Annotated in this window: 13 protein-coding genes; 9 read left to right on the forward strand and 4 right to left on the reverse strand. The window is 60.2% G+C overall.

Translation table 11 applies throughout. From position 1 onward, the window contains the following. Positions 1–32 precede the first annotated feature (32 nt). Together QU481_RS22640 and QU481_RS22645 are read right to left on the reverse strand one after the other, a co-directional pair. The gene (locus QU481_RS22640) at positions 33–656 is read right to left on the reverse strand and encodes an IS607 family transposase (protein ID WP_289832248.1); all 624 of its coding nucleotides are present in this window, start codon (positions 654–656) and stop codon (positions 33–35) included. A gap of 9 nt (positions 657–665) precedes the next feature. Further along, complete coding sequence (locus QU481_RS22645; protein WP_289832249.1) at positions 666–1,274, reverse strand: LysR family transcriptional regulator; 609 nt, start codon at positions 1,272–1,274, stop codon at positions 666–668. Positions 1,275–1,340: 66 nt separating this feature from the next. Here QU481_RS22645 and QU481_RS22650 point away from each other — a divergent pair, with 66 nt between their 5' ends. Further along, positions 1,341–1,994, forward strand: coding sequence for an SRPBCC domain-containing protein (locus tag QU481_RS22650; protein WP_289832250.1), 654 nt, complete (start codon positions 1,341–1,343; stop codon positions 1,992–1,994). Positions 1,995–2,084: 90 nt separating this feature from the next. On the opposite strand, the gene QU481_RS22655 is transcribed toward QU481_RS22650, so the two are convergent. Beyond that, a complete protein-coding gene (locus QU481_RS22655) occupies positions 2,085–2,870 on the reverse strand; it encodes a helix-turn-helix domain-containing protein (RefSeq protein ID WP_289832251.1) in 786 nt (261 codons plus the stop codon). A 159-nt stretch (positions 2,871–3,029) separates the two neighbouring features. Here QU481_RS22655 and QU481_RS22660 point away from each other — a divergent pair, with 159 nt between their 5' ends. From QU481_RS22660 to QU481_RS22695, 8 genes are all read left to right on the forward strand, one after another. Next, positions 3,030–4,529 carry an aldehyde dehydrogenase gene (locus QU481_RS22660; protein ID WP_289832252.1) on the forward strand — a complete coding sequence of 500 codons (1,500 nt, stop codon included), beginning with the start codon at positions 3,030–3,032 and terminating at the stop codon, positions 4,527–4,529. Positions 4,530–4,557: 28 nt separating this feature from the next. Next, positions 4,558–5,949 (forward strand): aspartate aminotransferase family protein, encoded by a 1,392-nt coding sequence (locus tag QU481_RS22665; protein WP_289832253.1) that lies wholly within the window; start codon positions 4,558–4,560, stop codon positions 5,947–5,949. A gap of 100 nt (positions 5,950–6,049) precedes the next feature. After that, the gene (locus tag QU481_RS22670; RefSeq protein WP_289832254.1) at positions 6,050–7,150 is read left to right on the forward strand and encodes a polyamine ABC transporter substrate-binding protein; all 1,101 of its coding nucleotides are present in this window, start codon (positions 6,050–6,052) and stop codon (positions 7,148–7,150) included. Between the two features lie 72 nt (positions 7,151–7,222). Then, on the forward strand, positions 7,223–8,338 hold the full coding sequence (locus QU481_RS22675; RefSeq protein WP_289832260.1) for an ABC transporter ATP-binding protein: 1,116 nt from the start codon (positions 7,223–7,225) through the stop codon (positions 8,336–8,338). Next, a complete protein-coding gene (locus QU481_RS22680) occupies positions 8,335–9,306 on the forward strand; it encodes an ABC transporter permease subunit (protein ID WP_289832255.1) in 972 nt (323 codons plus the stop codon). The genes QU481_RS22675 and QU481_RS22680 overlap by 4 nt, the downstream gene beginning before the upstream one ends. 10 nt (positions 9,307–9,316) lie before the next feature. Then, the gene (locus tag QU481_RS22685) at positions 9,317–10,147 is read left to right on the forward strand and encodes an ABC transporter permease subunit (RefSeq protein WP_289832256.1); all 831 of its coding nucleotides are present in this window, start codon (positions 9,317–9,319) and stop codon (positions 10,145–10,147) included. Between the two features lie 241 nt (positions 10,148–10,388). Continuing rightward, on the forward strand, positions 10,389–10,526 hold the full coding sequence (locus QU481_RS22690; RefSeq protein WP_289832257.1) for a hypothetical protein: 138 nt from the start codon (positions 10,389–10,391) through the stop codon (positions 10,524–10,526). Positions 10,527–10,679: 153 nt separating this feature from the next. Beyond that, entirely contained in the window at positions 10,680–11,582 is a 903-nt protein-coding gene (locus QU481_RS22695; protein WP_289832258.1) for a LysR substrate-binding domain-containing protein, read from the forward strand. 174 nt (positions 11,583–11,756) lie between these two features. On the opposite strand, the gene QU481_RS22700 is transcribed toward QU481_RS22695, so the two are convergent. Further along, positions 11,757–12,188, reverse strand: a 432-nt coding sequence (locus QU481_RS22700) for a transposase (protein ID WP_289832259.1), incomplete at its 5' end; no start/stop codon positions are given.

Below are 12,188 nucleotides of genomic sequence, written 5' to 3' on the forward strand. Positions count from 1 at the left end.
GGTTTGGGCGGACAGGATTCGGGTGACAGTGGTCACGACAATAGTGCCTTGGGTTCCTTGGTCTGCGGGTAATCTTCCTGCAGTTGCTTCTTGTACTTTCGCATCCCGTACAACCGGCAACTGAAGGTATGCACAATCGCCAGCAAATCCTCGACCATTTCCTGTTCCGGCGACAGCGTTTCTTGGTTGACGACCACGAGCTCACAACCGTGTTCGAGCGCCAGATGTTCGAGCAGATCGAAGCCGAACCGAACCAAGCGATCCTTGTGTGCGATCAACACCTTGTCGATCTCGCCGCGCTGGATGCGGTCCAGCAGGTTGAGAAATTGCTTGCGCTTAAAATTCATCCCGCCGCCGACTTCTTTAATCCATTCGTCAACAGCAATGGCCCCGGCCAGACAATACGCTTCCATCGCCTTGATCTGAGATTCCAGATCATCCTTTTGACCGGCGCGGGACACCCGGCAATACACCACCGTCAGCCGACGTTCCGGTGCACCACCTAGTATGGTGCGAACATCCGACTCGTCAAAATAACGGTGTCCCGACGGCATCCGTTTAGCCGTCAGTTTGCCTTCTCGTTCCCAGCGGCGAACCGTACTGGTCGCTCGACCGATGCGCTTGGCGAACTCATTGATTCGATATTGCTTGCTCATAGTGAGCAGTTATAAACAACTATGAGCAAATTTCAAGTAACAGTTGTTAGCTCCGCTAAAAGCATCCCCTGATAGGGAGACGAGGGCGTGGTCCAGAGCACAGAACCGGTTCAAAGGCATCCGCCCCCGACGAGCATCGGGATGTTCTAGGCGCAAGACACAGACATAGTCCTCGTCGAAGAGTCGTCGTGCATGCAGGTCCGGCAGTGCGGACTCCAAAGTCATCAGCGCCAGGTCGATCTCACCTCGCTCCAGTAACAAGGAAGCATGGGTATCTTCGATGGGCCGCACGGCCACCCGTATGCCCGGGGCCACAGTTCGCAGCAGGCTGATAAAGGGCAGCACGATCGTACGCAGTGCGTAGTCGGTGGCGGCAACCCTCAGCGTCAAGGTTGAGCTGGCTGGGTCGAAGTCGGCTGGGCGTAACATAGCCTCTACCTCTGCCAGCACTTTCTTCACTGGCACCGCCAGTGCCTGAGCGCGCAGGGTTGGCACTATGCCGCGCTGGCTGCGCACAAAGAGTGGATCACCAAAGCTCTCGCGCAAACGGTTCAGCATACCGCTGACTGCCGGCTGGTTCAGTGTGCCAAGCGGGCGGCTGCCTTGGTCACGTTGCATTCATCCATCAAGGCATCGAAGGCCTTAAGCAAGTTGAGGTCTAGTGTTCTGATATCAGCCACGGTTATGGTGGAAATCGCGAGTCGTGATTGGATTTATAACTGGTGCAGGCTGATTATGACAAGCCTGCGCGGCACCCTTCAGGCCGCGGTTTTCAACCGGAACACCAGGATTTTTGCCATGAGCGATATCGTCTGGCCTGCGGAGTACCTCCCTGGCATCACCGACAACTATGTTTCCAATAAAGTCATTATCCCCGGCCTGAGTGCATCCCAAGTCTGGCCCAGCCTGAACGACACTACGGCGTGGCCCAGCTATTACGCCAATGTGGCGGACATCCGCTTCCACGACGGTTCCGGCCCCGAGCTGAGTGTTGGCGCGCGTTTTCGCTTTACCACGTTCAGCTTTCCGGTCGAGGCCGAAATTACCGAGTATGTGCAGCCTCGTCCAGGCCAGCCGGCGCGTGTGGCATGGCACGGTTGGGTTGAAGGAGATGCCGAACGCCGGCTCGATGTGCACCACGCTTGGCTGATTGAAGATCTTAGCGGCGGTCGTGTGCGCGTGCTGACGCAGGAAACCCAGATTGGCCAGCCCGCGAAGAAGCTTGCTGCCACCAAGCCGAACCCGATGCTCAACGCACACCAGGACTGGCTGGACGGTCTGATCCGTCACGCACGGGCCTGGGAGGGGCCAGAGATCGGAGCCTCGATTAGTGTGTAGGCGATCTCGCTGATAGCTTGCCGAGGGGGTGTCCAGACCATTAACAGTGCCAAGCGATGCCTCCAATCTCGGGTCACTACCGGTCGTCGGCTATTCCAGTCCGACGAATAGCAGGAACAGTGCCGCCTGGCTCGTCACGCCGAGCTTGCCGTACAGGTTGCGCCGGTGGACCTTTGCCGTTTCCAGCGAGATGCCCAGTTGGCGTGCGACCCCCTTAGTCGAATGGCCGGCAAGGATCAGGAGCGCGACCTCGACCTCGCGACGGGTCAGCGGTGGCTCGCCGCGTTGGCGCAGCGCCTCCTCAAGGCGAGACTGGCGTTCGAGCTCCCTCTCCGCCGAGGGCTGCGCTAGTTCGTGCTCAAGCCGTGCACCGCGCCGCATCAGCGGTAAGAGCCACGGCGCGTACAGGCAGCAGGCGCCAATCTCGACATCGGTAAAGCGCCGGCCACTACCCAGTGCCAACGACAGCGTACCGATGCCTGGCAGCGGCAGGAGGAACTGCAGCTCATCCTTGACCACGTTGCGCGAGAAATAGCGGTGGTAGTACTCGGTCTCGCGGAAACTGTCTGGCGCCACCTCGTCGAGCCGGTACACCCCCGGCGCGATGTCGCTAAGACCGAAGGCGTAGAACGGATCCAAGAGGTAGAGCCCGCGCATGTAGTCGTCGAAGAGGTTGTCCTCAGCGTAGTTGACCGCGCTGTCGGCCACCACCAGCGGTGGGTGGACGGGTCTGAACAGCATCGCCACCCAGGTGTCGAACTCAACCACCTCGCCGAGCAGACTGGCCAGTTGTGGCCAGAAGGCGTCGTCCTCCAGATTGTCGATCAGTCGTCCCAAACGCTGGTGAAAAGCCAGCTCGGACACGCTCAGCAGCATTGTCTCCTACCCCCGAAAGGTTAGTTTCATCCCTGGACTTTTAACGTCTCCGCGTTATGTCCGTTCCTTGTTCTGCTCACTAGTATGGCCTCAGGACGTGCGGCCCCGCTATCGAAACTAGCCCTTGACGCCGCGCCCGACGACATCCTGGAGGACGTGATGCACACCCCCGATCTGCACGAATGGCGCCGCCGCGCCGACACGCTGGAGCCACGCGCCCAGGCCTTTATCGACGGTCGTTTTACCACGGCCACGAGCGGCCGTACCTTTCCTACCGTAAGCCCGGCGATCGGCCGCGTGTTGGCCGAGGTCGCGCGCAGTGACGCCGATGATGTAGAGCGTGCTGTGCGCGCAGCGCGTCAGAGTTTTGAGAACGGCACTTGGTCTCGCTGCCACCCGCGCGAACGCAAGAAGGTACTGCAAAGGTTAGCCGAACTGGTGCGCAAGCATGGCGAGGAGCTGGCGCTGCTCGATTGTCTCGACATGGGCAAGCCGATCAGCGACGCCCTCAACATTGACGTGCCGGGAACGGCCGCAGTATTCGACTGGTATGCCGAGGCGGCCGACAAACTCTATGACCAGGTCGCACCGACCGGTGAGGATGCGCTGGCGCTGGTGACGCGCGAGCCGGTCGGCGTCGTCGCGGCGGTGATCCCGTGGAATTTCCCGCTCGACATGGCGGCGTGGAAACTCGGCCCAGCACTCGTTGCCGGCAACAGTGTGATCCTCAAGCCTGCTGAGCAGTCGCCGCTGTCAGCGCTCAGGCTGGCCGAGCTGGCCTCAGAGGCTGGCCTGCCCGACGGCGTACTCAATGTGCTGCCGGGCTACGGCGAGGAGGTCGGCCGCGCGCTCGGCCTGCATCCGGACGTCGATTGCCTGTCGTTCACCGGCTCGACCGAGGTCGGCAAGCTGTTCCTGCGCTATGCGGCCGACTCGAATATGAAAATGGTCTGGCTCGAGTGTGGCGGCAAGAGCCCGAACCTGGTGTTCGCCGACTGCACCGATCTCGATGCTGCCGCACGCCGCGCCGCCTTCGGCATCTTCTTCAACCAGGGGCAGGTATGCTCGGCGAGCTCGCGGCTATTACTCGAAAGGTCGATCCACGACCGCTTCGTCGACAAGCTGCTCGCTGAGGTCGAGGCGTTACAACCGGGCCACCCGCTCGACCCGGCTACCCGCACTGGCGCGCTGGTCGATGTGCGCCAGACCGAGCGCGTGATGCGCTACATCGAGCAGGGCCAGAAAGAGGGGGCCCGCCTAGTATGTGGCGGCGAGCGTGTGACGATAGACGCTGGTGATTGCTACATCAGGCCAACCATCTTCACCGGCGTCACACCCGACATGACGATCGCGCGTGAGGAGATCTTCGGCCCGGTATTGTCGATCCTGACTTTCGACAACGAGGCAGAAGCCGTCGCGCTCGCCAACGACAGCATCTACGGCCTAGCCGCCGCGGTATGGACCGACGATCTCAACCGCGCGCATCGCGTATCCCGCCAGCTTCGCGCCGGTACCGTGTCGGTCAATACCGTCGACGCGCTCGACCCCGGCGTGCCCTTCGGCGGCGTCAAGCAGTCCGGCTTCGGCCGCGACCTGTCGATGCACGCCGTCGACAAATTTACTCAGCTCAAGACCACCTGGATCCAACTGCAGCGCTGATCCCTGCCGCCCGACCAAGGAGACCTCCATGTACGATCTGGCCAATTCCAAAGACATATCCGACACCCAGCGCTACCAAGCTATCGACGCCGCCCACCACATCAACGCCTTCCTTGATCAGAAAGCGCTCAACCAGGAAGGACCGCGGGTGATGGTCAAGGGTCGCGGTGTCCACCTGTGGGACAGCGATGGCAAGCAGTACCTCGACGGCATGTCCGGCTTGTGGTGCACCAACATCGGCTATGGCCGCCAAGACCTGATCAAGGCCGCCGCGAACCAGATGGACGAGTTGAGCTACTACAACTTGTTCTTTCACACTACCCACCCAGCGGTGAACGAGCTGTCCGAGCGCCTGTTCGAGCTCTTGCCGGGACAGTTCAGCCACGTGATCTACACCAACTCGGGTTCCGAATCGAATGAGGTGCTGATTCGCACGGTGCGGCGCTACTGGGACGTGGTCGGCAAGCCATCGAAAAAGATCTTCATCGGTCGCCACAACGGCTACCACGGCTCAACGGTCGGCAGCGCGAGCCTCGGTGGCATGAAGTTCATGCACGAGATGGGCGATTTGCCGATCCCCGGTGTCGTCCACATCGGCGAACCCTACTGGTACGCGCACGGCGGCGAACTAAGCCCGGCCGAGTTCGGCCTCCAGTGTGCACGCGAGCTGGAGACCAAGATTCTCGAACTGGGTGCCGACAACGTCGCCGCTTTCGTTGCCGAGCCTTTCCAGGGGGCCGGCGGGATGATCTTCCCCCCGGAGAGCTACTGGCCGGAGATCCAGCGCATTTGCCGCCAGTACGACGTGCTGCTATGCGCCGACGAAGTGATCGGCGGCTTTGGTCGCACCGGCGAATGGTTTGCGCACCAGCACTTCGGCTTTGAGCCGGACACGATCAGCATCGCCAAGGGTCTGACCTCCGGTTATGTGCCGATGGGTGGTCTCGTACTGTCGCGCCGCATCGGCGCGGCGCTGGTCGAGCACGGTGGTGTGTTCGCGCACGGGTTGACCTACTCGGGCCATCCGGTCGCGGCTGCGGTCGCGCTGGCCAACCTCGACGCGCTCGACAAGGAAGGCATCGTCGAGCAGACCCGCAACGACACCGGCCCCTATTTGCAAAAGAGCCTGCGCGAGGTGTTCGGTCAACATCCGCTGATCGGCGAGATCCAGGGCACCGGCCTCGTCGCTGCGCTGCAATTCTGCGAGAACAAGGAGAGCCGCAAGCGCTTCGAGAACGAGTCTGACCTCACGTGGGCGTGTCGGACCCATGGATTCGACGAGGGCGTGATCATCCGCTCGACACTCGGCCGGATGGTCATGGCGCCGGCGCTCGTGATCACTCGAGCGGAAATCGACCAACTGGTCGAGAAGACCCGCCGCGCAGTCGACCGTACCGCCCGAGACCTCGGGTTGCTCTAAACACCGTATCCCTCGGACTGGGCCGCCACCTTTTCAACGATTACCAGAGCGGCCCTCCCTTTCGTTTCGTCCCGGACTCGTGTCTATGGAGGAGAAAGTCATGCGTCTTTGCATACTCAACGTCATTGCAGCCGCAGTCATCACGGCGCCGGCCATGCCGGTATTCGCCGCCGGCAAGGTGCTCAACATCTACAACTGGTCGGACTACATCGCGCCCGACACGGTGAAGAACTTCGAGAAAGAAACCGGCATCAAGGTGCACTACGACGTCTACGACTCGAACGAGGTACTGCAGGCCAAGATCCTGACAGGGCGCTCCGGTTACGACATCGTGGTGCCGAACAACACCTTTCTCGCCAAGCAGATCAAGGCCGGCGTCTACCAGCCGGTCGACAAGGCCAAGCTAGCCAATTACAAGAACCTCGACCCGGCAGTGCTGGCGCAGGCGGCCAAGTTCGACCAGGGCAACACCTACGGCGTACCGTACTTCTACGGCATCAACACGCTGGCAATCAACGTCGGCAGGGTAAAGGCGGCGCTGGGTGCGATGCCGCTGCCGAGCAACGAGTGGGATCTGTTGTTCAAGCCCGAGTACGCAGCGAAGCTCAAGTCCTGCGGCATGTCGGTGCTCGACAGCCCATCCGAGGCGCTGTCGATCGCCGCACATTACCTGGGCAAGAACCCCAACAGCAACACCGACGCCGACTGGCTGGCCGCTGCCAACCTCTATAAGCAGGTGCGGCCCTACATCACGCGCTTCTCATCGTCCAGCTACATCAACGAGTTCGCCAACGGCTCGCTCTGCGTGGTGTTCGGCTACGGCGGTGACCTCAACATAGCGCTTCGCCGTGCCGAAGAGGCCAAGAACGGCCAGCAGCTCAAGGTGATGGCCCCCAGGAGCGGGGTCGAGATGTGGGTCGACAGCATGGTGATCCCGAAGGACGCCGAGAACGTCGATAACGCGCTGGCCTTCATCAACTACGTGATGCGCCCAGAGGTGGCCGCCGCCAACGCGAAAGCGGTCAACTACGCGAGCCCGAACAAACCCGCCCGCGCCAGGATCGACACCAAGTTCCTCAACGATCCGTCGATCTACCCGACGCCGGAGATCCAGAAGGCCAGCTTCGTCAGGATGCCGCTCGACGCGAAGACCCAGCGCCTGCAGACCCGTCTGTGGACCGAAGTCAAAACGCGAAAATAAAAATTGGCTACTCGGCCGTTTCGGCGGCCGGGTGTCCGAGGAGGAGATCACGTGAAATCGTTTGAGACCAACTTGGCGTATAGCGCGGGCGCTCATAACGCCAAGCCCTACCTGCAAATCGTCGACGTGGTGAAGAAGTTCGGCGACCACACCGCCGTTGACCATTTGAACCTGTCGATCACAAAGAATGAGATCTTCGCTTTGCTCGGCAGCTCCGGCTGCGGCAAGTCGACGCTGCTGCGCATGCTGGCCGGCATGGAGACGCCGACCTCGGGCAAGATCATCCTCGACGGCGAGGACATCACCCACCTCGCGCCGTACGAGCGCCCGATCAATATGATGTTCCAGAGCTACGCACTGTTCCCGCACATGAGCGTGGCCAAAAACATCGCCTTCGGCCTCAAGCAGGACGGCCTGCCGCGCGGCGAGATCGACGAGCGCGTCGAGGGCATGCTTGAGCTGGTGCAGATGAAGAAGTATGCGCACCGCAAGCCGTTCCAGCTCTCCGGCGGCCAGCAACAGCGCGTCGCGCTGGCACGTTCGCTCGCCAAGCGCCCCAAGCTGTTGCTGCTCGATGAACCCTTGGGCGCTCTCGACAAGAAGCTGCGCCAGCAAACCCAGCTTGAGCTCGTCAACCTGATCGAACAGGTCGGCGTGACCTGCATCATGGTCACGCACGACCAGGAGGAGGCAATGACCATGGCCGGGCGCATCGGCATCATGTCCGAGGGGCAGCTACTGCAGGTAGCTACCCCGGGCGAGATCTATGAGCACCCGAACTGCCGTTTTACTGCCGAGTTCATTGGCGAAACCAATCTGTTCGGCGGCCACGTGATTGAGGACGAGCCCGACTTCGTGCGCGTACAGTCGACCGAGCTGCCGCGACCGGTGCGCATTGGCCACGGCATCACTGGCACGCTCGGTATGCCTGTATGGCTGTCGCTGCGTCCAGAGCGCGTCGGCGTGACACGCCGGCAGCCGGTGAGCCACGGCAACTGGGCGGCCGGCACGGTGAGCGACATTGCTTACCTCGGCGGCTTCTCGATCTTCCACGTGCGCCTCGATACCGGCAAGGTGGTCAAGGCCAGTGTGCCGGCGACGCGCTGGCGCGAAGAAGCGGCTCCGATTTGGGACGAGCCGGTGTTCGTCAGCTGGGCTGACAACGACGCTGTGGTGCTGACGCAATGATGAACCGACTTCTTTCGCTGCGGGATTCCCGCGAAGCGGCCGCGCGCGGGGCGCGCCGGTCCCTCAGGTGGCAACGCGCACTGCCGCGCGGCCGTTCACTGGTGACGGCGGTGCCGTACGGATGGCTGTTGTTGTTTTTCCTGCTGCCGTTTCTGTTCGTGCTGCAGATCAGCTTCTCTGAGGTCGAGATAGCCAGCCCGCCATACCGAGCATTGGTGACACGTGCCGAGGATGCGCTGCACATCGCACTCAACCTCGGCAACTTCACCTATATCTTTGGCGACCCATTGTACTTTGACGCGTATCTCGGCTCGCTGAGGATGGCTGCTGTGACTACGCTGATCTGTCTTCTGATCGGCTACCCGGTTGCCTACACTATCGCACGTGCGCCGGAGGCAAAGCGCAACACCTTACTGATGCTGGTGATGCTGCCATTCTGGACCTCGTTTCTGGTGCGGGTGTACGCGTGGATGGGCATCCTCGACAACGAGGGGCTGCTCAACCACTTGCTGTTGAGCCTCAAGCTGATAGACGCGCCGCTGGCACTGATGCACACCCAGCTGTCGGTGCAGGTCGTGATGGTGTACGCCTACCTGCCGTTCATGATTCTGCCGCTGTTCTCCAACCTGGTGAAGCTCGACGGACGTCTTTTGGAAGCCGCGGCCGATCTTGGCTGCAAGCCCTGGAAGTCCTTCCTCACCGTGACCCTGCCACTATCTAAGAACGGCGTGATCGCTGGCTCGATGTTGGTGTTCATTCCGGCTGTCGGCGAGTTCGTGATCCCGGAGCTGGTCGGCACGCCCGAATCACTGATGATCGGCAAGGTGCTTTGGATGGAATTCTTCGACAACAACAACTGGCCGATGGCGGCAGCGGTGACCATCGTGATGGTCGCGCTATTGCTAGTGCCGATCGTCTACCTGCACAAGCGCGAAGAAAAATCGCTGGCTCGTGCCGCGAAACACTAGGAGCGTCTCCATGAACGGTAAAAACATCAGTGGGTTCGGCAAGCTGTCGCTGAGTCTGGTTTTCTCCTTTCTGTATGTGCCGATCCTGATTCTCATCGCCTACTCGTTCAACGCGTCCAAGCTAGTGACGGTGTGGGGCGGCTTTTCGAAACAGTGGTACACGGTGCTGTTCAACGACGACGCCGTTGTCTCGGCGTTTGGCCTGAGCCTGCAGATCGCGCTCTTGTCGAGCGCGATGAGCGTGGTGCTCGGTATCTTGGCTGGTCTTGTTCTGGCGCGCTTCGGCCCATTCCAGAGCAAGAGCTTGTTTGCCGGCATGATCACCGCACCGATGGTGATGCCGGAGGTGATCACCGGGCTGTCGATGCTGCTCTTGTTCGTCGAGATGCAGCAATGGTTCGGCTTCCCGGCCGAGCGCGGTGTGTTGACGATTTGGGTTGGCCACGTGACCTTGTGCATGGCCTACGTGACGGTGGTGATCCGCTCGCGGCTGGTCGAGATGGACCGCTCGGTTGAGGAAGCGGCGATGGACCTCGGCGCACGACCGTTGAAGATCTTCTTCCAGATCACGCTTCCGATCATCGCACCGGCGATCGCGTCGAGCTTACTACTGGCCTTCACGTTGTCGATCGACGACCTGGTGATCACCGCCTTCCTGTCTGGCCCGGGCTCGACCACGCTGCCACAGCTAATCTTCTCGCGCGTGCGGCTCGGATTGAACCCGGAGATCAATGCGTTGGCGACAATCACAGTGCTGGCGGTGACGGTGCTCGTGATCGGAGCCAACCGCGTGATGGTGAAGGCAGAGCTGCGCCGCGTACGGCTAGCCGCTGCTACCTAGCATCCTAAATCCCTTTGAACCGGTGCGAGGGCAAGCCTCGGCCTGAAGGCCGAGGCTTGCCCTCGCACCGGTTCAGCATCCAGACCGAACGTGCGGTGAGCAGCCGATCCCGAATGGCGGTGCGGTCGGCATCAACATGGGCATTGTTCGTTCGCTTCGCCATCCTGTTGGATGGTACGTTTTACGCTGTTGTTAGCTCCGCTCAACAGTTTCAAGCGGTACGAGGCCGCCTTGCCAAGCGATGAGCCGCAAGCTGAAGTTCAGCATCAACTGGAAGAAGGCGAAAGCCCGCGTCCAGTGTATTCATGCCCGCATCGGCAACGGCCTGCACAAGGCCATAACCACGATCAGTCATAACTATGCGATGGTGTGTATCTAGGACTTGCAGGTACGTAACATGTCCAGATTGGCGGTGGGCACGGCAGATGCACCAGGTAGAAACGTTCTGGCCAAGTTAGCCCCTGAACAAGGCTACCCATCAATCATGGCTGGTTCGAGTCCCGCCGCTTGCTTGTTTGGATACTGGAGGTTTATGCAATACACACTCAGGCAGTTGGAATACTTGGTGGCGGTCGCTGATCACGGCAGTGTGACTGCTGCAGCCAACGCGCTCTATACCTCACAACCTGGCATCTCGACAGCCATTGCACAACTTGAGGAAGTCTTCGGTTTACAGTTTTTCATTCGCCACCATGCGAGAGGTGTGTCCTTGACCCCGGTCGGGCAAAGTTTCATTGCGGCGGCACGTAATCTGTTAACTCATGCCGAGGATTTGATGCAGCAGGCAAGCGAGCTCAGCGTGGCTCTGAGTGGCAGACTTGATCTGGGTTGTTTCACCACTATTGCTCCAGTCTTATTGCCCCGTCTGTTGACCGCCTTGCGTGAAACTTACCCAGAGGTTGAGATTGTCTTGCACGAGGGAGACACGCCGCAGCTGCAGGCCGCGCTCTTAAGCGGCCAACTAGAGTTGGCTTTGCTATATGACCTTGATATGTCGCCATCGCTCTCTAAACGAGAGCTTTTTTCGGCTAGGCCCTATGTGTTGCTTCCGGCCGGACACCCATTGGCGGAGAAGCCAGAGATCGCGCTGGCTGAACTTGCAGATGAGCCAATGGTTCTGCTTGATCTACCGTACAGCCGAGAGTACTTCCTGTCGCTATTCCGGCAACTCGGGATTGAACCCAAGGTGCGCCATCGGACGGTGAGCTTCGAATTGGTGAGAGGGTTGGTGGCTGCAGGAAATGGCTACGGATTGCTCAATCTGCGCCCTGATGTGAACGCGACTTACGGCGGAGGCCAGCTTGCCTGCTTACCGATTACTGATGAGGTTCCTGCGCTCTCCATTGTGCTCGCTTGGCCGCAAGGTCTAAAGCTGACGCGCCGAGCCGAGGCTTTTATTTCACTTTGTGAGAGCATTTTGGCTGAGCCGAGGTAGCCATTTGGTAATGGGGACCTGTCCATTACCAAGAACGATGTTCCAGGCCGTGGTGGACGTTGAGAATGAAGCTATTTCAGCGCTGTTTTGCATAATGCAGACCGCGCGAAGCAATGCCTATGGACTGCGGATATGGTAGTTGTCTGGCGAAATTAGAAGCTGTCTGGTTAATGCCTACCGCAGTTTGGCAAGCGTTATTTTTAGCATGGCGACGCGCACGAAATTTTCGGCCGTCGCCGTCAGAACCTCGACATCTTTTGCCAGCCGGCGAAAGTGGCCCAACCAGGCAAAGGTTCGTTCCACAACCCACCGCTTCGGCAGCACGACGAAGCCATCCTTGATCTTGGTCGAGATGTGGCACTGGCGTTGCAAGACCTTTTGCACGAATTGCACCGTCGTGCCGCGATAGCCTGCATCGGCAGAAAAGGCTCGCAACGTTGGCCACTTCTCCACCGCGCGAGCCAAGAGTGACGGGGCGGCCTTGGTATCATGCTCGTTGGCGGCATGAACCTGAACGTGGAGCAGATTTCCCAGGATATCTACGACGATATGGCGCTTGCGCCCCTTGGTTTTCTTGCCACCGTCGATGCCTATCCTTTCGCTGGC

Origin of the sequence: Crenobacter oryzisoli (genome assembly GCF_030385785.1) — a bacterium.
Classification (GTDB): Bacteria; Pseudomonadota; Gammaproteobacteria; order Burkholderiales; family Chromobacteriaceae; genus Crenobacter_A; species Crenobacter_A oryzisoli.

Bases quoted from the DNA above. Each gene is read 5' to 3' on its own strand.
- QU481_RS22695 (WP_289832258.1), top strand. From the start codon at position 10,680: ATGCAATACACACTCAGGCAGTTGGAATACTTGGTGGCGGTCGCTGAT.
- QU481_RS22685 (WP_289832256.1), top strand. From the start codon at position 9,317: ATGAACGGTAAAAACATCAGTGGGTTCGGCAAGCTGTCGCTGAGTCTG.
- QU481_RS22640 (WP_289832248.1), bottom strand. From the start codon at position 656: ATGAGCAAGCAATATCGAATCAATGAGTTCGCCAAGCGCATCGGTCGA.
- QU481_RS22655 (WP_289832251.1), bottom strand. From the start codon at position 2,870: ATGCTGCTGAGCGTGTCCGAGCTGGCTTTTCACCAGCGTTTGGGACGA.
- QU481_RS22645 (WP_289832249.1), bottom strand. From the start codon at position 1,274: ATGCAACGTGACCAAGGCAGCCGCCCGCTTGGCACACTGAACCAGCCG.
- QU481_RS22680 (WP_289832255.1), top strand. From the start codon at position 8,335: ATGATGAACCGACTTCTTTCGCTGCGGGATTCCCGCGAAGCGGCCGCG.
- QU481_RS22690 (WP_289832257.1), top strand. From the start codon at position 10,389: ATGAGCCGCAAGCTGAAGTTCAGCATCAACTGGAAGAAGGCGAAAGCC.
- QU481_RS22660 (WP_289832252.1), top strand. From the start codon at position 3,030: ATGCACACCCCCGATCTGCACGAATGGCGCCGCCGCGCCGACACGCTG.
- QU481_RS22650 (WP_289832250.1), top strand. From the start codon at position 1,341: ATGGTGGAAATCGCGAGTCGTGATTGGATTTATAACTGGTGCAGGCTG.
- QU481_RS22665 (WP_289832253.1), top strand. From the start codon at position 4,558: ATGTACGATCTGGCCAATTCCAAAGACATATCCGACACCCAGCGCTAC.
- QU481_RS22670 (WP_289832254.1), top strand. From the start codon at position 6,050: ATGCGTCTTTGCATACTCAACGTCATTGCAGCCGCAGTCATCACGGCG.